Raw genomic sequence first — 23,583 nt, 5'->3', positions numbered from 1 at the left:
TCAATATCTATATCCATTTTTATTTTAAAAGATTTTTGGAAAATTTGCTAATCTTATGCTTTGACTATTAGGATAATAGCCATAAAGGCAAAAGATAAGATAGGAATGGTAACAAGGTTCATTAATAAAGCTTCATATAAAATCGTCAGCCGATCTTTAGATGTTTTATCCTTTTTACGTATAGCTCGATAAAGAATCCATCCTGAGCTGACAAATACAACCGTTAAACTGGATAACAGCAAACCTTGTATATAAAAATTAAAAATTTCCACTAACATTATCATCACCATCAATGAGAGACTGGGACAGACAGCCATGATTGCTGCGCACGCACCCACAGAAAAGAGTGTAATCGTGAAGATTACGTATAAAAATCCTTGGCCTCGTTTAATTTTTCTAAGCTATTTGTAAGACGTAAGGGTTGGAAAAATTTCTGTTGACTTTAGTCAACCTAGAATTTCCCTCTGTACTGTTTCAGATTGAAGCTAAAGTCTTCTTTTAAGACTTTCCTTGGGTGATACGAACGGCAGCAACTTCCTTTGGAATTCCATATCTAGGATTTGAGCTTAATGTCTCAAATATTCCGAAGCAGCAAACAGCCTATCTCTTTTTCTTGTATCTATTCAGGTCCATCTAGCTCTACTAGCTTTAACTTTTAGGCTTACTTATTAATTATATCAAATAAAGGTTCTTTTGTAACTGGCAAAAAATTCTTTCGTTCGTTCTTTTTTAGGATGGTTAAAGATTTGTTTAGGAGAACCTTCTTCTAAAATCTGCCCTTTTTCCAAAAAAAGTACCTTATCTGCTACTTGGCCTACAAAGTTCATATCATGACTGACTAAAATCATCGTTTGACCGGATTTAGCCGCATTGGCAATAGAGCGCTCTACCTCACCCACCAATTCTGGGTCAAGTGCTGAAGTTGGTTCATCCAATAATAGAACATCTGGTTTCATTGCCAAAGCCCTTGCCAAAGCAACCCGCTGTTTTTGTCCGCCTGATAGATGTCTAGGATAATGATTTTCACGGTCTGATAAACCAACCTTAGCGAGTTCTTCTTTAGCGATTTTTGTAGCTTCCTCATCAGGTAATTTCTTGACAATTTTAAGCCCCTCTTTGACATTTTCTAAGGCTGTCCGACGTTCAAAAAGATTAAACTGCTGAAAAACCATGGCTAGCTTGCGGCGTAAGGCCAAAATTTCTTCTTGGCTAATAGTATTAAAATCAACTTTAAATTGATCAATCTCAATGCTGCCAGAATCGGGCTGCTCTAAGTAATTTAAACTGCGCAAGAAAGTTGATTTACCTGCTCCAGAAGCACCGACTAAAGCGACAACTTCAGCTTTTTCAATATTAAGATTAAGATTGTCCAAAACCTTTTGTCCCGCGAACTCTTTACTCAAATTTGCAATGCGAAACATTATCTGACACCTCCTTCCACAGCCTGGTCTTTGGTAATATTGCTAGGAGAATTAATTTCCATTCTTTTTTCAATAAGACGGCCAATTTGTTCAAAAATCACACTGACTCCCCAGTAAATCAGGGCAACTGATACAAATCGTTCAAAATAGCGGTAATCAGCACCGCCAAGAATCTGAGCCTGTGCAAACATTTCAACGATACCAGCACTAAAAGCAAGCGACGTTCCCTTGGTTAAACCAATCAAAGTATTGATTAAGGTCGGTGTTGCAACTACTGCTGCATTAGGAATGATGACACGACGATAAACCTGAGCCGTTGTCATTCCTAAACTTTTAGCTGCTTCAATCTCCCCAGGATTGACTGACTGAATAGCTGCACGAAGCGTCTCACTAGTATAAGCTGCTTCATTAAAAGCAAAAGCGGTAATAGCAAAGACAGAAGCCGGAATATCATTAATATTAAAATCTGTTCCCATCTTTTGATTGAGTGCCTTTAAAAGCAAAGGAATTCCGTAGTAAGTCAGCATGAGCTGTACTAAAATAGGCGTTCCGCGTAAGAAAGATACAAAAAACGCTTGAATAGGGTACAAAATTCTGACACGATTAATCTTGACAACCGCAAAAAGAAGCGCCAAAAGCAAGCCAAAACAGGAACCTGCAAATGTCAAAAAGAGCGTCATTGGCATCTTTCCCAAAATAGACGGTATCGCATCAAATACAGCTCGCCAACTAAATAGACTGCCATTAGGCAGCATGGAGACAAATTGATCGTACCAATTTGCTGCTAAAATGAAATGAAACATAACCTTCTCTTTTCTAAAATATTAGTCCAGTGTTGACACATAGTCACCAGCAAAATAACGTTGACTTAATTTTTTCAGCGTTCCGTTTTTTCGAAGCTCTTTGACACGGCTATTGATATATTTTTGCAGAGCTTTTCCTGTTTTATCATTTGCCAATAAAAGATATTCTAAACCGTCTCTTTTATCGCCAATATTTCCTTTTACAGTGGTAACTTTTAATGTTATATTTTGATCTTTAATGACCGTTTTTAAAGAAATAGCATCATAAAGCAAGGCATCAGTTCTGCCGTCCTCAACATGCTGCAGGCGCTGTGCCAAAGTAACCGTATTAGCAACATATTTAATCACAATAGGCTTTTTATCTCGATTTCTCTTATTCCAATTTTCCAGCACAGCTGCATAATTTGAACCTGTATAAACTTCGACAGATTTACCGGATAGGTCATCTAAAGTCTTATATCTTCCTTCTTTACTAGCAATAGCATAGTTTGATTTAGAAATAGGGTTGGAAAATAAATACTTCTCAGCACGCTCTTTGCTGTAGTTAAAGTTATTAGCTGACATTTGAAAACGGCCCGAATCAATCCCTGTCATAATAGATGAGAATGCAACTGTCTCAAAAGAGACCTTATAATCTTTAGAATCTTTAAATATAGCCTTAACAAGAGCAATATCATAGCCATCAAATTTTCCTTTTTTCTTAAAAGTATAAGGAGCAGTATCAGAATCTGTTGCCACCACTATCGTTTGCCGTGAACTTGATCTGCCTGATAAAAAGAAAAAAAACCAGACTAAGACAGCTGCAACAATGATAAAAGCAGCTAACCATTTTTTATAGCTTTTCATTATAATCTCCTCTTAGATATTATATTCCAGTCTATCATGATCAGAAGAGAGTGTATAATAGTTATTTTTTATCACTGTGATAGAGATATTTTATCACTATGATCAAAACTTGATATCTCAAAGATAACAAGTGCAGGCTAGCTGTCCGCTAACTTAGTCCTTAAAATGCTAAAACAGGCAATCGGCTTATTTCTCTTTCTTTTATAGTCAAATGTTAAAAGGACTGCTTTTTAGCTTTTCGTTCTGCACGACCTTTAGCGCGATTAGCTGAACGGCGTGCTTTTCGTCGTTTTTCATCAACCTTCCACTGAATTTTTTTTTTATAACCTGGTTTAATTTTCTTTTTCTTCTTTTTAACCAAACCAATCATTTCAATATCTAATTTCTCTGGTTCTTTTTCACGGTTAAATCGGCGGTCACGGTCATAAGTATCTTGAAATTCTCCATCTTTTATTATTTTAGCCTGAAAATGAATTCCCATTTTTTCTAAACGGCGAATATCTGAATCATCACTTGGCTGATAAAGGGTGATGGCTATACCAGGTAAGCTATTGCGTCCTGTCCGGCCTACACGATGGATAAAAAAGGACAGATCCTGAGGGATAGCATCATTAATAACATGGCTGACACCTTCAATATCAAGCCCTCTAGCAGCTAAATCTGTCGCAACAATATATTCAAAATCAAGCCTTTTCACTTGATTCATAATACGTTTGCGCTCACGCGGAGGGATATCCCCATGAATTTTAGCGGCCTTTAGGCCATTAGCTCGCAAAAAAGCATGCAGATCATCAGCCCGCTCTTTAGTATTGACAAAAATCATAGCAAGATAGGGATTTAAAAGCTTAGCTATTTCTAAAATTTGATTATTTTTATCGCGCCCCTTAGTTGATAAAAGCCAATTTTCAACAGTATCTGCAATAACTGTATTGGTTTTAATTTTCTCTATAAGAGGATTGGTTAGATACTTTTTCAAAAACGGCTGTAATTTTTGAGGAATGGTTGCTGAAAATACTAAAAACTGCAAATGGTTTGGCAAGCGAGCAGCTATCTTATCCACTGTATCAATAAACCCCATATCAAGAGTCATATCTGCTTCATCGACAACGAAAGTATGAACTTTATGAATAAGAAGCTGGCCTGTCTGCACTAAGTCATAAATACGTCCTGGCGTTCCAATGACAATATGGGGCTGCTGATTGTTAAGTTTTTCAAGCTGACGAAGTTTATCTGTACCGCCAACATAATTTGAAATACGAATGTCTTTTTTAGAAAAATGCGCAATCTGCTTAGCAGCCTGGTATATCTGTGCAGCTAGCTCTCTGCTGGGAGCTGTAATAAGAGCCTGTACATTTTCCGAGTCTTCCTCTAGGTTCTCAAAAATAGGCAGCAAAAAAGTATGAGTTTTTCCTGATCCCGTTTTGGATTCACCTACTAGATCCCGTCCAGACAAAACAACAGGGATAAGTTTTCTTTGAACTTCTGTAGGGGTATCAAAATGTAAATCAGCTAAAGCTTCATTGATATAAGGTTTAAATTTAAAATCTGTAAATTTCATAGTTTCCTCTTTATTCATTGTAAGATAAAAACGCTAGACTAAAGCAAAGCGACAGCGACAGACTGACAATAAAAAAAGCAAGCAAGCTCAAAAAATATGCTATTGAGTTTCCTCACTCCTTATTTAGATCGTAAAATTTTTCACTTTACTGTTAAACTTGAGTATTTAGAGAGACAGTCGGCTTTTTTAGAAAGCTAAAATGACAGCTAAATCCTTTGTTTATCAGGTTTTACTTTCATTTATAAGTATAAAATAGCTAAAACCAGGCAACTAGCAGCTAAACCAAGCAGCCATAAAAAAGCATCTACCTGCCATTCAGACCATTTTTTAGTAGATTCTCCTAAGCGTAAGCCTCCAAGTTCCAAGTGATGATGAAAAGGAGTCATTCTGAAAATGCGCTTTCCTTCACCACTACGTTTTTTAGTCCATTTAAAATAGGATACTTGAAGCATAACCGAAGTTGTTTCAAGCACATACACAATCCCAATAATCAGTAAAGTCCATTCCTGCCGAAGAGCTATTGAAATGGCCGCCAGCATAGCTCCCAGTGCTAAACTGCCCACATCACCCATAAAAACTTTAGCAGGTTTGTGATTAAAGATGAAGAAGCCTAACAAGGCTCCAATCATAGTAACAATAATAAGCAAAACATCAAACTGTTTTTGGTTATAAGCAATAATGCTATAAGCTGCTAAACTGATAACAACAGAAATAGAAGCTAAACCATCAATTCCATCTGTTAAATTCACTGCATTTGAAAAGCCAACCAGCCAAAAAAGGACAAAAAAGATATAAAAAACCCCTAGGTTTAAGGAATAGCCAAAAAGATTAAGGGAGTGCGTTCCGCTTGGCAGGACATGAACAAAATAGAATACTAAACCGCCAATAATCTGCAGAGCCATCTTCTGTCTAGCTGTCAAGCCTTCGTTAATCTTCTTAAAAATTTTCAAAAAATCATCCAGAAAACCAATAATACCATATATTAACAAGACAAATAAAATGGCAAAGCTAGCTCCAGAAACAGAACCTTTGGCAAGATGATCAAAAAAAGCAAAGGGAAGGGTCACTAAGATAGCAACCAGGAGAAAAACTGTACCTCCCATTGTTGGCGTTCCAGCCTTGGCTAAATGCTGCTTAACATCCTCATGCATCTGTTGGCCGGTGATTTTTTTCATCTGGTAAAACCTGATGAAAAAAGGCATAGCAACAACCGTCAACAAGAAAGCGACAGCCCCTGCAATTAGTAAATTGATTAACATCTTAATCTCCTATAGTGATCGTTATTTTTTTTACTTTTTTAAGATTTTTACCAACATCAACGCTTTGATTGGTAACTGTTCCCGAACTTTTTCCTTTAAAGGTGACTTTTATGCCTGTCCAGTCTTCAAACTTCTTAACATTTTTCTTTGTCCAGCCATACATATCCGGTACTGTTTCAAAATGACTGGTCAGCAGTAAAATCTGCTCATTTTCATTTAAGTTTGAACCTGAATCAACAGAGGTTTTAGTGATCTTATTACCTGTTCCGAGGATAATAGGATGCACAAGATTTTGACGCAATTCATCTGCTATATTGCCAGGATTTTTGCCAATAACTTTTGATAAGCGGTATTTAGTCTGCTGATCTTTTGGTGTCTCTACTGGCGATAGCAGGGTATCCTTCATCAAAGTTGCTTCTTCAAGAACAGGATTGACAACATCTTGCCATAAGGTAACACTAAAGTGCTCTGGCTGCTGCAGAGTAACGTACATGACAAAATCAGGATTTTCAGAAGGCACCATAGCAACAACAGAATAAATATAGTCATTACTGCCAGTTAAATAACCTGAACCATCTCCTGAAGCAATTTGGGCTGTTCCTGATTTGACCGCAACAGACTGATTTCCAACCTGAATGACAGGTGCACCATTGGCATAAAGTGTGCCATAATAAGGGTCCGTTCCAACAGTAACCATGTACTGACGGGTTTTAACGGCAGCTTCTTTTGAAACTGGTTTTCCAGTAACTTCTTTTTGTGCTGAGCGCGTGGTTCCTGTCTTAGGATCATAAACTTTAGAAATAAACTGCGGTTCCAGCATAACGCCATCATTTGAAACAGATGAGAAAGCTCTGAGCATTTGTGTTTGTGTTACACCAATACCTTGACCGAAGGCACTCATAGCTGTTGTGACAACATTATCAGTCGGTAAAAGTCCTGTCGCTTCATTTCCCATACCAAAGCGGGTCGGAAGACCAAACCTGTATTTATCTAAATAGTTCAGCCAAGTTTTGTTGCCCATTTTTTGTTCTAGATTTGTCATTCCAACATTACTGGAGTGGGCAAATCCTTGGGCATATGTTAAGTATTGACCAGAGGAAATACCTTCATTAACGTCCCAGTCTTTAATTGTAGCATCAGCAATTTTTACCTCAGCACTATTATACGTTTCATTAGGATTAAAGACCCCTTTATCAATGGCTGAAGCAAGGAGCATAACTTTCATAGTTGAACCAGGTTCATAATTTGTTTGATAAAGCGTATTTTGCCAGGTAAAACCTTTAGCATTTAAGCCGTCTTTTGTATCAGAATTAAAACTTGGACGCTGTGAGGTAGCTAGAATTTCCCCAGTTTTAGCATTAACAAGTGTGGCACTTGCTTGAACACCCTTAGCCTTTTCTTGGAAGGCATCCATCCGTGTTTCAAGGTAGGTCTGAATCGGGGCTGACAAAGTAGTATAAACGTCCTTCCCATTTTCAGCCTCTTTGACAGTTGTTGCTGCTCCTAACAAGGTATTTCCATTACGATCTTTTTGATAGGTTACTTGGCCGTCTTTACCAGATAGAATTTTATCTAAAGCAGCCTCCATTCCTGTAGCACCTGCAAGAATCTTGCTTCCATCTTTTTTCTCTTTAACCTGTGCTAATCCAATAAACTGAGAAGCAAATGTTCCGTTAGGATACATACGGCCAGGACTGGTTGTAAAGGCCACTCCCTTAATCTTGGCTTTGTCAATAGCTTTAGTGACAGCTGACATGGTACTGTAAGTAATATTAGAGCCTTTTGTCCCAAAGGATACCTGTGTCAGCTTCTTCTGACTCAACTGCTTGATAACATACTTTTTATCCATTCCAAGATATTTTTGGAAAATGTCAGCGACCTCATCATACTGCGAGGGCTGAACAAATAGTTTTTCCCCTGAAGTAGAGACGTGAGATTTACTGATAACGGCATAAATATTATAAGTTGTTGAATCTTCTGCAATCGGATTGCCATTGCGATCATAAATGGTTCCTCGTTTAGCCTGAACGGTCTGAACGCTCTGATAGACAGAAGAAGCTCCTTTAGAAAGGTTAACTCCAAACTTCCTGTCTGTTCCGATAATGATAATAAAATTAATAACAAAAACAAAGAAAACAAAGATAGACAAAATCATTAAATTTTGCCCAACACGTTCTCGATTTTTTTCAGGTGTTCTGCGATCACCTATGACATAATCTAAAAATTTCTTCTTAAGGTTTTTCATAGGTTATTCCACCTTCTTGATATTATCTTTTTGGACAGTTAAGCCAGCTTTTTGAGCTATTTTGGAAATACGGTCGTATCGGCTTAACTCATTAACTTCTTGCTTGGCATTATTATATTCTGTTTCTTTATCATTGATCTGACTGTTTAAACGGCTGATTTCCTGCTGAACTTGCAGGTTGCGGCTCTGCAGATAAATAATACTAACCGCTAAAGTAACAGCTGTAATAATAATAGCTCCGTAAAAGGCCTTTTCTAAGCGGCTAAATGTTCTTATACGTTTTTGTAAGGCTTGCGAAAGAGCTTCGCTTCGTTTCTCATTTGTCATAGTAGTCTCTTATCTTCGAATTTTTTGAATAACCCGCAATTTAGCTGAATGCGCTCGATTATTATCGCTCAGCTCTCCCTGGCTAGGCAAAATAGGTTTGCGATTAACTAAAGAAAATTTAGGCTGTAAATCTTCAGGGATAAGAGGCAGACCCTTGGGTAGATTGACTTCAGTTACCTCTTTAAAAGCCTGTTTAACTAAACGATCTTCCAGTGAATGAAAGGTAATGACTGAAAGGCGTCCATCAATAGTTAATAAATCTAAAGCTTGTCTCAAGGATTCTGCTATAGCACTTAATTCATCATTGACCTCAATGCGAATGGCTTGAAAAATCTGTTTAGCTGGATGCCCCTTTTTCCTAAGTTCCTTAGCAGGTTTAGCCGATTTGATCAGCTCTGCTAACTCTGCTGTCGTTTCAATCGGTTTCTCTTTTCTGGCAGTTTCAATTTTTCGAGCAATTTGTTTTGAAAATTTATCTTCCCCATACTTAAAAAAAATACGCACTAAATCATGATAATCATATGTATTCACCACATCAAAAGCTGTCAAGTCAGCTTCTTGATTCATTCGCATATCAAGAGGAGCCTCTTTTTTATAAGAAAAGCCGCGCTTTCCTTCATCAAATTGAGGACTTGATACACCTAAATCATAGCAGATACCATCAATTTCAAAAATACCTTCTGCCGCTAAACAGGCTTTGAGATTTCTAAAATTATCTTTAATAAAGCTAACCTGTCCTGCTTCAAAATAAGGTTTTAAGCGTTTTTTTGCATGATCAAGAGCCTTTTGGTCTTGATCAAAACAATAAAGATGGCCTTTTTTACTAAGTTTTGAAAGCAGGTAACTGCTGTGTCCTCCCCCGCCAAGAGTGGCATCAACATAAATACCATCTGGCTTAATTGCTAACATATCAACTGTTTCGTGTAAAAGGACCGTAATATGATGAAAATCATTAGTCATAATCCTTATTTTACCATATTTTTATTCCAGAATAAACTAAAAAAGAGAAGCCAAAAAACTTCTCTCTAAGTTCAGCATTAAAAGACTTCTCTTACTTAATGCCTTACTTGGCCATTTCCATTAATATAAAATTTTGTGCTCGTCAAAGCTTCCAATCCCATTGGCCCTCGTGCATGAATTTTCTGTGTTGAAATACCAATTTCAGCTCCCAACCCAAAAACAAAACCGTCTGTGAACCGTGTCGAAGCATTAACATAGACAACTGCTGCATCAACTTCATCTTGAAAACGTTCAGCAGAACGAAGATCTCGCGTTATAATACTTTCTGAATGATGGCTGCTATAAGTATTTATCCAAGCAATAGCTTCATCTAGATCAGATACAACCTTTACAGACATCACATAGTCTAGAAATTCTGCTGCATAATCTTCTATTTTTGCTGGTTTAGCATCAGCAAAAATAGTTAACGCTTTTTCATCTGCCCTAAATTCTACAGGGTGTACTTGTTTAATAGCCTTCTCCAGTTTTGGCAGAAACTCTTGAGCTATTTTCTCATGAACAATTAAACTTTCTGCCGCATTACAAACACTGGGACGCTGTGTTTTAGCGTTGATAACAATGCTGCTGGCCATTTCTAAATCAGCTGATTCATCCACATAAAGATGAACATTGCCAACACCTGTCTCAATGACGGGAACCTTTGCCTTGTCCTTTACTGTTTGAATAAGATTAGCACTGCCTCTTGGAATAAGTACATCAATATAGTCTACAGCCGCCATCAGATCTTCAGCAAGGGCATGGCTAGTATCTTCAACTAACTGAACACTATTTTCATCTAATCCCAGACGCCCTAAGATTTGTCGCATAATTGTCACAAAGGCTATATTTGAATGAATAGCATCACGGCCGCCTCTCAGGATAATCGCATTGCCAGTTTTGAAAGCTAGGCTAAAGGCATCAACGGTAACATTGGGACGGCTCTCAAAGATCATTGCGATAACACCCAGAGGTACACGCTTTTGAACAATTTTAAGACCGTCTATATTAGTGTAACCGCGCACTACCTGACCAATAGGATCATCTAATTGGGCAACATCTCGCACCGCAGCAGCTATGGTCTGAATACGTTCAGCATCAAGATACAGACGGTCTATCATAATATCTGTAATACCATTTTCTTTTGCCTTAGCAATATCTTTGGCATTCTCTTTAAGAATATAAGGAATCTCTGCTTCTAAACCTTCTGCTATTTTAAGAAGAGCTTCATTTTTCGAAGCAGTTTCTAACTTCGCTAATAAAAAACTAGCCTTTCTAGCATTCTTTCCAAGTCTATTAATCATCGTCATGCTTAATCACTCCTTTGAGAAAAAAGTTCCGATCATATCGCCCTTTAGAACACGCAAAATATCGCGAGGGTTCGAACCGTTCATAAGAATCATTTGACGGTTGCTGTCAAAAATAATTTGAGCACTTTGAATTTTGCTCATCATACCGCCTGTTCCAAATTTACTGCCTGCGCCGCCGGCTGATGTCATAATCTCTTCTGTAATTTCTGTGACTTGTTCACGCAAAACAGCATCTTCATAAATAGTGGGATTGCGATCAAACAAACCATCAATATCCGATAACATAAGCAAAAGATCACTGTTGGTAATATTTGTCACAATTGCTGATAAACGGTCATTATCACCAAACTTTGTCGTATGATCCATTTCATCTACACTAACAGCATCATTTTCATTAACAATAGGAACAATCCGCATAGATAGCAAGGTTTCAAAAGTATTGGTTACATTTTCTAAACTTTCAGGAAATTCTACCACATCACGTGTTAAAAGAATTTGCGAAACATTTGTTTGATAATGGGAAAAAATCTGAGAATACAGACTCATCATTGCCACTTGCCCTACACTGGAAACAGCTTGCTGACGAGCAACTTCGGCAGGCCTTTTAGCCATTTTCAAAACATCAAGGCCAAAACCCATAGCACCTGATGAAACCAAGATAACATCCAAGCCTTTATTCATCAAACTAGAGATGACAAAAGCTAGCTGATCCAATTTATCTAAATTAATTTTCCCATTGGGCAAAACAAGTGAACTTGTACCGATTTTTATAACAATACGCTTGATATGATCAAAATTTCGTTTCATATGACCAATTATAGCATACTTTCATCTGACTTCGTCAGCAAAGTGACAAAATTTTATCTCTTGATCATCAATTTCATCTGATCCAATCAAGTATAACAAGATCTTCTGCATCTGATAACCAAATCTTCTCAAACAGCTAGAGCCAATCGCTCCTCAATCCTAAAACTTATCTCTTAGCGACTGATAATTTTCAATAAAGGACTCTATCTCTTTTAAATCATCCGAAAAAAGGATGTTAGCGCGATCTTCTTTTGTCAAAAAACCTTGAAATACCATATGATCAAACTGGGCTTTTAAAAAATCATAATAACCATTGATATTCAGCAAAATACAAGGCTTAGGATTGCGTCCGATACGTGCCCAAGAAATAGCTTCACTGATCTCTTCAAGGGTTCCTGGACCACCAGGCAGGGCAAGAAGAACATCTCCTTCTTCCATCATCAGCCTTTTGCGCTGATCCATATCGCTGACAATCGTTAAATCCGTCAAATTAGGATGGGCAATCTCTTTAACTTGCAAAAAATCGGGTATAAAACCATAAACTTTAGCACCTTGAGCAAGCACTTCATCCGCTAAAATCCTCATCAATCCCCTATTGCTGCCTCCATAAATTAAAACATGATTTTTAGAAGCAATCCAACGCGCTAGCTCAAGCGTCTTTTCCTCATAAACAGGCAAATTTCCTTTGCTAGCTCCAAGATAAACAGTAATGTTCATATTAAACATATCTTCTTTCATAATAAAATAAACTTTATTTATTATAGCACAAATAAAAATGCGGCCTTTAGCTTCTTAAGGCTAAAAAGTAAAAAACTTCTCAACTCTTACGAAAGCTAAAAGGCATAATTCATCTTTAATGATAAAGACAAACAGACCTGCTGCTTTTCATAAATGTTGAGAAAGTTTTTTAACAATAAGAGTAACTAACTGTTTTCAAAGAGTTGCTCCAGTTAGATATTAAAGAGTGATAATATTTTTGATATTATCAATTTGTTTAGGGTCACTGGCAATAAACTTTAGATCATGACCGCCAGAGTTGTTAATAACATACTCTTTGCCTATATAGACGCCTCCTAATCTGCGAACAATATTATTAAGAGAATCTTTTTGTGTCGTAATCCTAGTCACTTTTCCAGTAAAATTTTTGCGTTCATTTTCTATTTCACTGATCGTTTTTTTAGCTTCTTCCTTATTGGGTGGAAGCTGAAAACGATTACGAATAGACTCATATACCGCATTGCCGACAGAAGCAATAATTGGTATGTACAAAGGAGCGGCATTGTAGACAATAGTGTTTGGCACATTCCTTTTCAGAGCAACACGCTGAGCAACATTACCGCCCAAAGAGTGTCCTGTTAAGATAATGTTTGCTGCTCCATATTCCAGTGCCATTTTATCATAAAAATCATAAGCTGGCTGATAATGCTGACCTCTGGCTAAACCAATTCCCATGATATCAGCTCCTACAGCATCCTTCCATTCATTGCCATCAGAGTTAGTTCCCGTATAAGCGATAACAACTTTATTAATATTAGTATCTTTAAATGCTGTTCCGCTGGTTCCTGTATTATTATCATAGAAATCAGCAATATACTGCAAATTAGAAGGTATTATCTTTCCGCCTTTTTGAGCTTCGCTAAGAATATTAGCATCAGTTGCCCCGTTAATTCTTGCCCTTTCAAACTCATAAGTCAGTGCCGCAGCATCTAAGGTTGAAATTCCTGTAGAAGTAAGACCATTTACCTTTTGCAGTTCAGAAACTGTCTGTACTTTCTGACTGTTTTGATCCTTAGAAACTGTCTTTCCTTTTGAAGCTGCTGTTAATGAATCTATAGCCTCTTGAACCTTTGCTTGATTTAACTCTTGATCAGATGCAGCTGTCTGCTCAGCTTCATTTTTTGTCACTATAACACCATCTGTTTTAGGTGCAGCAGCCTTTTGTGCTGCTTTTACTTCAGCCGTTTCTGATATTACATCTTTTGATACAGGTTCATTAGTGGCAGCTGCTTGGTCTGACACACTGCTTTTTCTCTGTGTTTCTTCACTAATACCTGCTTTATTTTGCTCTGATATCTTTTCATTAGCTGGATCTGTTTGTTCTGACCCTACTTTTGGTGAGACACTATCTCCTTCAAGTGCAATCTTATTTGTTTCTGATGCAGCTGCTGAAGGTTCTTGTCTTTGGTCGGTTGTCTGTTCTCTGCTCACTGTAGAGCTAGGCATGCTATCTGATGTTTCAGCATCAGCCTTAACAGTTGCCAACCCTAAAGATAAGAACAGCATTGCAGGTATAACAGAAACAGTTACCCATCTTTTTTTAACTTTACGCATCTTATAATGCCCACTATTTTTCATGAAATCTCCCCTTAATGAATGATTATAATAGCATCGCTACAATAGCTTCACATACTGTATTTGACGATACTTTATTAGCTTAATTCATCTTTTTTACACTATTGTTGCGAAACAACAAAATGAAATTAACATAACTTTACATAACTTAAATTTTTCTAAATTAAGACCACTAGAGGTAAAACGGCAGTCTTACCTTCTTCCCAAATAGAGGAAAGAAAAAGCTTAAGCAAGCAGCGCAAAACTGAGGGCAAAATATAAGGGCTGGACACATTTTTGCCCAGCCCTTGTCATATTATTCTTTTTTTTCCAAATCACGTAACATTTGGTCTATCTTATTTCCATATTCAATAGACTCATCTTTAATAAAAGTCAAGTCTGGAATTTTGTACATAGTCAGATTTTTTCCTAGTTCACGCTTAATCGTTCCCTTGGCTTTTTCAAGACCAACTTGAGCTTTTTGATTATCTGAAGCCAAATCGCTCATGACTGTATAGTAGACCTTAGCTAGTGATAGATCCCCCAGCATCTCCACATCTGTAATCGTCACAGCAGCAACGCGGGGATCGCGTACTTTTTTTTGCAGAATTTCATTGACTTCGCGTTTAATTTCCATGCCAACGCGGTCAAGACGATAATTCACCATTGTTTATCTTTTCCTTTCTAAATCATTGCAGCAGCCAGAAATGAAAGACAAAAGCCAAGACTCAAACTATTTAATGTCTAAGCTATCCCCCTACTTAGCTAAATAAGCTATTCTTTCGATGACAGTAGGGTGAACTAAACTAGCAATATTAGTTTCTAAATGAAATCTTTTATATTATCGTTTGATCTCTTCCATAATATAGGCTTCGATCATATCATCTACCTTGATGTCATTGTAATTTTCGACCATAAGACCACCTTCTTGACCGTTACCAACTTCTTTAACATCATCTTTATAATGCTTAAGACTTGCTAAAGCACCATCAAAGATAACAACTCCATCTCGAATTACACGAACTTTCGAATCGCGGGTCACTTTACCGCTGGTTACCATAAAGCCACCGATTGTTCCTACTTTAGAAACTTTGAAGATTTCACGAATTAAGGCCTCACCAATAATCTTTTCTTCAAATTCTGGATCAAGCATTCCTTTCATAGCATCTTCAACTTCTTCAATGACTTTATAAATAATAGAATGCAAGCGAATTTCAACTTCGTCTGCTTCTGCCTGCTGACGAGCCTGAGAGGTAGGACGGACATTGAAACCAATAATAACTGCATTAGAAGCTTCTGCTAATGTCACATCAGACTCATTAATAGCACCGACAGCTGAATGAACGACGCTTACCTTAACACCTTCAACATCAATCTTAAGTAAGGAGGCTGCTAGGGCTTCTACAGAACCTTGTACATCAGCCTTGATAATGACATTGACAGACTTAACTTCGCCAGCTTTAAGTGTATCAAAAAGATTGTCAAGACTAACGCGGTGAGTCAGCTGGCGCTGTTTAAGCAGAGCACGTTTAGCACGTTCTTCTCCGGCCGCACGCGCAGCCTTTTCATCTTCATACACGGCAAAGTGATCTCCTGCCATAGGCGCTTCATTCAAGCCAGTGATAGAGACAGGAGTAGACGGAGGAGCTGTTTTAACACGACGGCCAAGATCATTAGTCATAGCTCTAACACGTCCAAAAGTATTGCCAACAACAATAGGATCTTGCACATGTAAGGTCCCTTGCTGTACAAGAAGGGTAGCAATCGCACCTTTGCCTTTATCTAAACGTGCTTCAATGACTGTACCGATAGCACGAACAGTTGGGTCTGCCTTAAGTTCCTGAATTTCTGCTACTAAAAGAACTGTTTCTAAAAGCTCCTCAATATTTTTACCAAATTTCGCTGAAATTTCAACAAATTCGGAATCTCCGCCCCAAGCTGTTGAAATGACGCCATATTCGGCCAGCTCACCGATAACACGTTCTGGGTTGGCACCTGGCTTATCGATTTTATTAATAGCAACGATGATGGGAACATTAGCAGCTTTAGAGTGATTGATAGCTTCAATTGTCTGTGGCATTACACCATCATCAGCAGCAACAATAAGAATAGTAATATCAGTTACTGATGCTCCGCGTGCGCGCATACTTGTAAAAGCAGCGTGTCCTGGTGTATCCAAAAAAGTAATTTTTTTGCCAGCCTCCTCAATTTGGTATGCACCAATATGCTGGGTAATGCCGCCAGCTTCACCTGTAGCCACACGTGAATTGCGAAGAGTATCTAACAGGGTTGTTTTACCATGATCGACATGTCCCATAATAGTAACAACTGGTGCCCGTTCAACCATCTTATCTTTATTAAGGTAATCATCTTCAACAAAGAAACGTTCAATATCAGCCGCATCAACTTCTACCTTTTGGTGCGCTTCAATACCATAATCAACCATCAATAGCTCAATTGTATCAGCATCCAATGATTGATTTTGAGTGGCCATAACACCCATCATAAAGAGCTTCTTTACGATTTCAGCAGGCTCACGTTTAATCCGTTTTGCAATTTCTGCAACTGTCATACCTTCCGTATATTCAAACTCTTTTGGTAACTCATGGAATTTACGTTCAGTAACAGGTTTAGGATTAGTATTATCGCGATTGTTTTTAGATTTTTTATTTTTCTTATTCCAATTACTATTCTTTTGGTTTCTCACTTGGTTTTGTTTATTCCGATTTTTCTTATTTTTATTTTGTTTTGGCCCATCTTCATTTTCATGTGAAAAATCACGGTTTTTATCAGGCCGTGCTTGTTTTTTGCGGCGTGTATCGATAGCTGCCGGCTTAGGAGCTTCCGCTACAGTTGGCCTCGGCTGCTGAGTCTCTTGGGAGCTAGCTAGCTGCTCTGTGCGCTTTTGTTCCTTCTGCTTAGCTTTTCTGACTCTTTCTTCTTCTTGCTCACGGCGTTTAGCATTTTGCGCCTCACGAAAACGTGTTTCGCTTTGCCGTGAGTACTCAGCATTTTGCTCTGCCTTCAAAGCTGCTGCACGTGCCTTAAAATCAATACGCGATCCGTTTTGATCCATTTGTTTGCTATTTTGATTATTATCGCGACCGCTAGGGCGATTATTTTTTTGATGATCCTTAGCAAAGCGATTATTAGTCTTTTGCTGATTAGCTTTAGAGGCATTTTGACTATCTTTTTGGCGATTGTCATTTCTTTTATTTTGCTGTTTCTTATGATTTTGGCGGCGTTCTGCTTCTGCCTTTGCACGCGCTTCGCGCTCCGCTTTAAAATTACGGTTTTGCGGTCTTGGACGGCCAGCAGTTTTAACTGCTGGTTTCGCTTCAGCAGTACTTGTTTGTTCAGCTTTTGCTTCAGTTTTCTTCCTTGCGGTTTCTGCTGCCGAAGAAAAGCTGTCAATAATACGCTGAGCATCCGTTTCTTCAACACTTGAAGCATGGCTTTTTACTTCTAAACCCAGTGATTTTGCCTGTGCAACAATTTCTTTACTTTCTTTGCCCAATTCTTTAGCAATTTCATATAATCTTTTCTTAGACAAATTATGTCCTCCTATTCTTTTTATTCCATAAGAGTCCTCATTTTCTTTGAAAATCCAGTATCCGTTATGACAAGCACTTTTCTTGGCTTACCAATAGCGGCACTTAATTCCAGTGTTGAAAACACTGTAGAGACTTCTATATCGTAATAGTTGCTTTTATCTCTTACCTTCTTAGTCAGATTTAGTCCAGCATCATTAGCTAAAAAAATAAGTTTTGCCTGCTGTGTTTGAATAGCTTTGATAGCCATTTCTTCACCTGAAATAAGGCGCCCTGCTCGCTGAGCAAGTCCCAGTAAGTTTGATAACCGTTGTAAATTATTCAAGTCCTAACTCTCTTCTTTTGACCTTGTGATCAACATAAGCAATTAATTCATCATAAAATGCTTCCGGAACTTCCATAGAAAAGCTGCGATTAAAAACGCGCTTCTTCTTAGCTGTTAAGGCTTCCCCATTATCAATCTTGATGTAGGCTCCCCGACCGTTTTTCTTTCCAGTAGGGTCAATGAATACTTCACCTTCCTTATTTTTAACAATACGGAGCAGGTCGCGTTTATCAATCAATTCTCCTGAAACAAGAGATTTCCTTAAAGGTATTTTTCTTGTCTTTGCCATAAAACACCTCTAACTTCCTATTCTATATCATCAACTGCAAATTCTGGAGCAGGCTCACTGATCTCATCTATCTCATCACTAGCTATTGTGTCCTCAGGAGCTATTTCTTCTAGAGGCGCATTTTGATCTTCCCAGGCTGATTCCATTTCGTCAAATTCACTGGCTGATTTAATATCAATCCGATAGCCCGTTAAGTGAGCTGCTAAGCGAACATTTTGACCGCGGCGGCCGATAGCAAGAGATAATTTGCTATCTGGAACAACAACTGTTGCATGTTTCTCATCTTCCTCATCAAAAAGGACTTGATCAACCTCAGCAGGTGCAATAGCATTGTAGATAAATTCTGCCGGATCATCAACCCACTCAATGACATCAATATTTTCTTCTACAGGAACCCAAAGACCCGTTTTTTGGTCTAAACGCTTTGGATGAAACTTACCCGTAACTTTTTTTATATTGGCTCCTTTGCGGCCAACGATTGTACCAATAGCATCTACATTCGCATTATGACTGCGAACCGCAACCTTAGTCCGATCCCCAGCCTCACGCGCCACGCTCATGATTTCAACAGTCCCATCGAAAACTTCAGGAATCTCTTGCTCCATTATACGCTTAATAAATTCTGGATGGCTGCGGCTGACAAAAACATTGACACCCTTAGGATTATTCTCAACCTTATAGACATAAACTTCAATACGATCGTGTGAAGCAAAACTCTCACCTGGAATTTGATCCTGACGAGACAGCTGCGCTTCAATGCTGCCTAAATTGACATAGATAAAACGATTGTCAAAACGCTCCACAGTTCCTGTCATAATTTCATTTTCATGTTCTTTAAACTCATTATAGGTAATTTCACGCATTTGGCGGCGCATTTTTTCCATAATAGTTTGCTTAGCTGATTGAGCTGCTACACGTCCAAATTCTTTTGGAGACTCTTCAAAACGAATTTTATCTCCTAATTCATAGGCTGTATTGATTTCAAGAGCATCTTTCAAACTGATCTCAAGCCGGCTGTCAAAAACTTCCTCAACAACCTCACGAACAGTAAAAACCTGAAAATCACCTGTTTTTTCATTAAAGACAATTTCAGCACTTTCTGACTGACCATAACGACGCTTATAAGCAGACTTCAATGATTCTGTCACTGCTTCAATGATGTCATTTTTATTGATATGTTTTTCTTCTTCCAAAATACGGAAGGCTTCTAGCATTTCTTGGCTCATAATTTTTTCTCTTTGCCTAACAAAGATTTTCCTTTCTAAAGTTTCACAGCAAGACGGGCCTTAGCAACCATCTGATAGGGAATATCAATGGTTTTTTGGCTTGTCTTATCTCTATAAGTGATCGTCAGCGTTTCACCATCAAAGGCCACCAGATCTCCTTCAAAATGTTTGACCTTATCAATAGCCTGATAGAGGCTGATATTAACATACTGACCGATAGCATTTGTCAAGCTTTCAGCTGTCTTAAGCGGACGTTCCAAACCAGGACTGGAAACCTCCAGCATATATCTATCTGGAAAAGGATCAGGCTCAATAGCATCCAATAAAGGACTGATAATCTCTGTCAGTTCTGCAGTATCCTCTACTGTAATACCGCCAGGCTTATCAACTAAAATACTAAGCACCTGATCTTTTCCCATCTTTTCATACTCAACACTCACCAATTCAAAAGGTTCTGCAATAGCAGGTGTAATAACTTGACTTACGATATCAACAATAGCTGCGATTATCTTTCCCTCCTCACACACATAAGAGGCGAAGTTACAACTTCGCCCCTTTCTGTATTATTTTTTATTATTATAACATAAATTTTAAAAAATACAAGTTCCAATTGTGATAAGACAGGGATAAAAACATAATCACTGTTCATACAAGCTAATATTACTGCTCTGATATAGCAGTTCAGATAAGCTTTAATCCCCTAATATAGAGGAAAAATAGCCTTTCAGCCTAAAACCAGTTTCTTAACTCTATCGTAAGCTCCAAAAAAAGAAATAGTTTCTGCCGCTTTTTAAGCCGTAATTATTAAGGAGAGGAGGGGATTCGAACCCCCGAGCCCCGTTAAGGACTACACGCTTTCCAAGCGTGCGCACTCAGCCACTATGCGACCTCTCCATTTTATAAAGCAAAAAGAAACAGTCCATCAGCAAAGCTCTTTCTTTTGCTTCACAATTTAGTTATAAAAATTCAAATCGTATAAAAACAAAGAATGACAGCCTTAAAAACTAGCTTCCAGCCTATAGATAACCTGGCCTTTTTGCGAAAATTTTTCTTCATATTCTGTCATCACATTGCCTTCAAAATCACTAGCATGTAAATCTAACCATACCCGCTCTAAAATCATACCATATTGTGAGAAACTTGCCAAGCTATATTCAAAAAGACCGCGATTGTCCGTTTTGAAATGAATTTCTCCCTTTTCCGGCAGAATTTGTCTGTAAACATCAAGAAAAGTTATAGAAGTCAATCGGCGTTTCTCATGTCGTTTCTTAGGCCAAGGATCGCTGAAGTTTAAATAAAGCAGTGCAATTTCGCTATCTGCAAAATAATTTTTCAAACTTGATCCATCTGCCAGCAATAATCTAACATTAGGCAGGCTGCTGGCCAAGACTTTATCTAAAGCATGGCTCAAAACAGAAGTCTGAATATCAATCCCAATGTAATTAATATGAGGATTTTGAGCAGCTATACCTGTAATAAAACTCCCTTTACCGCTGCCAACTTCAATGTGAATAGGGTTTTGATTGCCAAAGACTTCTTGCCAGCGGCCCTTAGCTTTTTCTGGATGAACTATGACATATTGAGGATTGTTTTCTAGGTGCTCCTTAGCGCCCTTTCGTTTTCTAACTCTCATGATCTCCCTTTAAAAAGAATCTCTGAATTTGCGCAATTCATAAATTTCCTGATTAACATTTTCCATATCCCGGTTATCGTAGTACTGTAAAATTTGGTATAAATAAGACAACTGTCCATACCAGCTGATTTTTTGAAAGACTTTTTCATTTTTTTTATAACCGTAATAAGTCAGCCAATCTGCCCAGCGCGTCTTTGGAATATAATGGCTTAAGACATGAGCTACATCAAACATCCTATCTGCCACACGTACAGAATCCCAGTCTACTAAATAAATAAGGCCGCTAGTCGTAACAATCCAGTTACTGTGTCTTACATCACCATGAACAATCGTTGCTTGATCCTTTTTAAAATCAGGAACTTCTCGTTTCATCTCTGTAACGACTGATTGCAAGTAAGCATTTTCAGCAATCTGATAAGGCGCATTGCGTTCCCAAGATAAAAGAAGATCCAGCGGGCCTTCTACTTTGTAATTGAGTTTTAGCAGCTGATTAACCAAGGGTTTTGATTTATGCATCTGCAGTAAAACTTGAATCACTTGTTTGCTGTTCATATCTGCTCTTGTAAGCAGGCGCCCGTCCAGCCATTCTTGCGCACTCATCATATCTCCGTTACCAAGACGCTTGGCCCATAATAACTGTGGTGCAATTTGCTCTTTAGCCAAAGCAGCTAAAATAGGAGTTGTGTTGATTTTAACAAAAATTTTATCGCCATTGGGATAAGTCCCAATATAGGCTTGGCCGCTTTTTCCTCTCAAAGGTGTCAGAGTCAAATCTTTATCTGATTGTGCCACACTGCTCCTCCTTTTGTATTAAAATTGCTAGTCTTATTTTACTTGTTTTAAGTGCCTTCGTCAATTATCTTCTTTATTTTATAAGATAAGTAGACTTCGTTTAAAAGAAGCATAGCTCCTACTAAAAGAGCGCACTTAAACCAAGAAAAACTAAGACAGACTTCAAAAATTGTCAAAAGATATAAAATACAACGTAATAGTTGAAATAAATTGCTCTTTTTTGACTGACCGGCTACTGGAAATAAAACTGTCAGATACTGATAATCATAATGTTTGTAGAGAGCCAGCAGCTGAAAAAGCAAAAGATAGTTAAAAAGAATAGCCAATCCAGCCGAAATCAAGGGACTCTTAATAAAAATTAAGCTAAGAAGACTCAAAATGAGCAAACGTAAAGTTAAGCCTAAATAATCTCCGCTGCGCAAAAAAGCACGCAAATACAGGTTCGACCATGTTTTTTGGTGACTTTTCTGCAGAAGGTTAGTCAGAAAATCTAAATAAGAACGCCGCTTAACACTAGCTGAAATTCCCTTCACATTCGTAAAGAGAGAAAAGAATTTTAGAATCCTTTGCTGCCGTTTCTGCTCATAATGAATGGCTTTATCCCAGAATACTTTTTTAGAAGAAATGAGCTGTCTGCTTTTTCTTTCCATTATCAGTCCCTTAACAGCTCCTAAAAAGAGCAAAAGAAGCAAAAAATAAGGGAATGAAAGTCCTAAACGGAGAAATAAAGGAGCCAGCAACAAAAGGCAAAAAGTCTGAATACCAGTCCAAAAAATATAAGCACGTCTTTTAGCTTTTCTGATTATCTCAATCAGTTTTGCTTCTTGAACCAAGAGAAACTGACTGTCTGCTTCTTCCAAATAGGTGGCAATATTGCCCCAAAAAAGCAAAAAAAGCAGCAAAACCAGCAAAACTAAAATGATAGGGACATGGTTAGCCGGAAAAGCTTTTAGAAAGCGGCTGTATTGAACCATCAAAAAACCAAGCAGAAAAATCAGCACCAAAACAAAGTGGTCATTAAAGACATAGCGCATGTATTTCAATGATTGATAGAGAAAATTCAAACGCCTTTTTTTGAAAATATGTTCCATTAGTATTCCTCTTTAGTCAGATGCATATAAATATCGCTAAGACTGGCCTGTTCATCCCCAAAATGAGTCCGCAGCTCAGCAAGGGTCCCTTGGGCTCTTATTTGGCCATGATGTAAAATAACAAAACGATCACACATTTTTTCTGCAGAATCCAAAACGTGCGTAGACATCAAAATAGACTTACCTTTAGCTTTTTCGTTTGCCAGAAGTTCTGTAAGATCCGCGATAGCAACAGGATCTAAACCAAGGAAGGGTTCATCTACAATAAAAAGACTGGGATCAACAGCAAAGGCGCAGATTATCATGACTTTTTGTTTCATCCCTTTAGAAAAATGACTAGGGAACCAATCCAGTTTATCCTCTAAACGAAAAAGCTTAAGTAAGGACTGTGCACGTTCTAAAACTAATGCCACTTCAATATCATAAGCCATGGCAACAGTTTCGATATGCTCTCTCAAAGTTAACTCTTCATATAAACTAGGTGTTTCAGGGATAAAACCAATTTTTTTCCGATAATCCGCACCACTTTCCAAAAGAGTTAGGCCATCAATGCTGATCTTCCCAGCATAAGGCGTTAAAAGCCCGATAATTTCATTAATGGTCGTTGATTTACCTGCACCATTTAATCCAATTAAGCCCAGCAATTCACCATCAGCAACTTCAAAACTTATATTTTTTAAAACAGGGATATTTACATATCCGCCTGTTAGATTTTCTATTTTTAACATGACGTTTCTTTCTAACTTTGATATACTATATTATAATTATAACAA

The 23,583-nt window shown here is 37.9% G+C and carries 23 protein-coding genes, 1 tRNA gene and 1 pseudogene; all 25 read right to left on the bottom strand.

The features are described 5' to 3' along the window. Nucleotides 1-53 precede the first annotated feature (53 nt). On the bottom strand, nt 54-278 hold the full coding sequence (locus STRMA_RS00255; protein WP_003081679.1) for a DUF4059 family protein: 225 nt from the start codon (nt 276-278) through the stop codon (nt 54-56). Between the two features lie 399 nt (nt 279-677). After that, nucleotides 678-1,421, bottom strand: coding sequence for an amino acid ABC transporter ATP-binding protein (locus tag STRMA_RS00250; RefSeq protein ID WP_003079832.1), 744 nt, complete (start codon nt 1,419-1,421; stop codon nt 678-680). After that, nucleotides 1,421-2,224: an amino acid ABC transporter permease gene (locus tag STRMA_RS00245; protein WP_003078993.1), complete on the bottom strand. Its 804-nt coding sequence runs from the start codon at nt 2,222-2,224 to the stop codon at nt 1,421-1,423. Before STRMA_RS00245 ends, STRMA_RS00250 begins: the two co-directional genes overlap by 1 nt. A 21-nt stretch (nt 2,225-2,245) precedes the next feature. Then, the gene (locus STRMA_RS00240; RefSeq protein ID WP_003081352.1) at nt 2,246-3,070 is read right to left on the bottom strand and encodes a transporter substrate-binding domain-containing protein; all 825 of its coding nucleotides are present in this window, start codon (nt 3,068-3,070) and stop codon (nt 2,246-2,248) included. Nucleotides 3,071-3,284: 214 nt separating this feature from the next. Further along, nucleotides 3,285-4,628, bottom strand: a complete 1,344-nt coding sequence (locus tag STRMA_RS00235) for a DEAD/DEAH box helicase (RefSeq protein WP_003080389.1) — start codon at nt 4,626-4,628, stop codon at nt 3,285-3,287. Between the two features lie 239 nt (nt 4,629-4,867). Continuing rightward, complete coding sequence (mraY, locus tag STRMA_RS00230; RefSeq protein WP_003080645.1) at nt 4,868-5,887, bottom strand: phospho-N-acetylmuramoyl-pentapeptide-transferase; 1,020 nt, start codon at nt 5,885-5,887, stop codon at nt 4,868-4,870. Between the two features lies 1 nt (nt 5,888). Next, the gene (pbp2x, locus tag STRMA_RS00225; protein ID WP_003080058.1) at nt 5,889-8,132 is read right to left on the bottom strand and encodes a penicillin-binding protein PBP2X; all 2,244 of its coding nucleotides are present in this window, start codon (nt 8,130-8,132) and stop codon (nt 5,889-5,891) included. Between the two features lie 3 nt (nt 8,133-8,135). Next, nucleotides 8,136-8,459, bottom strand: a complete 324-nt coding sequence (ftsL, locus tag STRMA_RS00220) for a cell division protein FtsL (protein WP_003082335.1) — start codon at nt 8,457-8,459, stop codon at nt 8,136-8,138. A 9-nt stretch (nt 8,460-8,468) separates the two neighbouring features. After that, nucleotides 8,469-9,419, bottom strand: coding sequence for a 16S rRNA (cytosine(1402)-N(4))-methyltransferase RsmH (gene rsmH / locus STRMA_RS00215; RefSeq protein ID WP_003081374.1), 951 nt, complete (start codon nt 9,417-9,419; stop codon nt 8,469-8,471). A gap of 95 nt (nt 9,420-9,514) precedes the next feature. Next, nucleotides 9,515-10,765: a glutamate-5-semialdehyde dehydrogenase gene (locus tag STRMA_RS00210; protein ID WP_003081630.1), complete on the bottom strand. Its 1,251-nt coding sequence runs from the start codon at nt 10,763-10,765 to the stop codon at nt 9,515-9,517. A 6-nt stretch (nt 10,766-10,771) separates the two neighbouring features. Beyond that, nucleotides 10,772-11,572: a glutamate 5-kinase gene (gene proB / locus STRMA_RS00205; protein WP_003080163.1), complete on the bottom strand. Its 801-nt coding sequence runs from the start codon at nt 11,570-11,572 to the stop codon at nt 10,772-10,774. 159 nt (nt 11,573-11,731) lie between these two features. Continuing rightward, nucleotides 11,732-12,289 (bottom strand): LOG family protein, encoded by a 558-nt coding sequence (locus STRMA_RS00200; protein WP_003082417.1) that lies wholly within the window; start codon nt 12,287-12,289, stop codon nt 11,732-11,734. 240 nt (nt 12,290-12,529) lie between these two features. Further along, nucleotides 12,530-13,927 (bottom strand): KxYKxGKxW signal peptide domain-containing protein, encoded by a 1,398-nt coding sequence (locus STRMA_RS00195; protein ID WP_003079873.1) that lies wholly within the window; start codon nt 13,925-13,927, stop codon nt 12,530-12,532. A gap of 292 nt (nt 13,928-14,219) precedes the next feature. Beyond that, complete coding sequence (rbfA, locus tag STRMA_RS00190; protein ID WP_003081978.1) at nt 14,220-14,570, bottom strand: 30S ribosome-binding factor RbfA; 351 nt, start codon at nt 14,568-14,570, stop codon at nt 14,220-14,222. Nucleotides 14,571-14,744: 174 nt separating this feature from the next. Further along, a complete protein-coding gene (infB, locus tag STRMA_RS00185) occupies nt 14,745-16,610 on the bottom strand; it encodes a translation initiation factor IF-2 (RefSeq protein ID WP_412093832.1) in 1,866 nt (621 codons plus the stop codon). A 206-nt stretch (nt 16,611-16,816) separates the two neighbouring features. Continuing rightward, nucleotides 16,817-17,456: pseudogene (locus tag STRMA_RS10035) on the bottom strand (translation initiation factor IF-2 N-terminal domain-containing protein); the annotation flags it as partial. Between the two features lie 20 nt (nt 17,457-17,476). After that, a complete protein-coding gene (locus STRMA_RS00180) occupies nt 17,477-17,779 on the bottom strand; it encodes a YlxQ-related RNA-binding protein (protein WP_003082463.1) in 303 nt (100 codons plus the stop codon). Continuing rightward, nucleotides 17,772-18,068 carry an RNase P modulator RnpM gene (gene rnpM, locus STRMA_RS00175; protein ID WP_003078909.1) on the bottom strand — a complete coding sequence of 99 codons (297 nt, stop codon included), beginning with the start codon at nt 18,066-18,068 and terminating at the stop codon, nt 17,772-17,774. The genes STRMA_RS00180 and rnpM overlap by 8 nt, the downstream gene beginning before the upstream one ends. A 17-nt stretch (nt 18,069-18,085) precedes the next feature. Continuing rightward, nucleotides 18,086-19,294, bottom strand: coding sequence for a transcription termination factor NusA (nusA, locus tag STRMA_RS00170; RefSeq protein WP_003080887.1), 1,209 nt, complete (start codon nt 19,292-19,294; stop codon nt 18,086-18,088). Between the two features lie 35 nt (nt 19,295-19,329). Further along, a complete protein-coding gene (gene rimP, locus STRMA_RS00165) occupies nt 19,330-19,821 on the bottom strand; it encodes a ribosome maturation factor RimP (protein ID WP_003078952.1) in 492 nt (163 codons plus the stop codon). A gap of 280 nt (nt 19,822-20,101) precedes the next feature. Continuing rightward, nucleotides 20,102-20,188: transfer RNA gene (locus STRMA_RS00160), tRNA-Ser, on the bottom strand. A 103-nt stretch (nt 20,189-20,291) separates the two neighbouring features. Next, nucleotides 20,292-20,927 carry a tRNA (guanosine(46)-N7)-methyltransferase TrmB gene (gene trmB / locus STRMA_RS00155; protein WP_003081415.1) on the bottom strand — a complete coding sequence of 212 codons (636 nt, stop codon included), beginning with the start codon at nt 20,925-20,927 and terminating at the stop codon, nt 20,292-20,294. Nucleotides 20,928-20,936: 9 nt separating this feature from the next. Next, complete coding sequence (ccrZ, locus tag STRMA_RS00150; protein WP_003079525.1) at nt 20,937-21,719, bottom strand: cell cycle regulator CcrZ; 783 nt, start codon at nt 21,717-21,719, stop codon at nt 20,937-20,939. A gap of 47 nt (nt 21,720-21,766) precedes the next feature. Further along, nucleotides 21,767-22,810, bottom strand: coding sequence for an ABC transporter permease (locus STRMA_RS00145; protein ID WP_003081862.1), 1,044 nt, complete (start codon nt 22,808-22,810; stop codon nt 21,767-21,769). Beyond that, complete coding sequence (locus STRMA_RS00140; RefSeq protein WP_003081097.1) at nt 22,810-23,538, bottom strand: ABC transporter ATP-binding protein; 729 nt, start codon at nt 23,536-23,538, stop codon at nt 22,810-22,812. The genes STRMA_RS00145 and STRMA_RS00140 overlap by 1 nt, the downstream gene beginning before the upstream one ends. Nucleotides 23,539-23,583 lie beyond the last annotated feature (45 nt).

This window comes from Streptococcus macacae NCTC 11558 (genome assembly GCF_000187995.2).
GTDB lineage: Bacteria > Bacillota > Bacilli > Lactobacillales > Streptococcaceae > Streptococcus > Streptococcus macacae.
The sequence above is the reverse complement of the archived record's forward strand: the minus strand, read 5'-3'. Positions and strand labels throughout refer to the sequence as shown.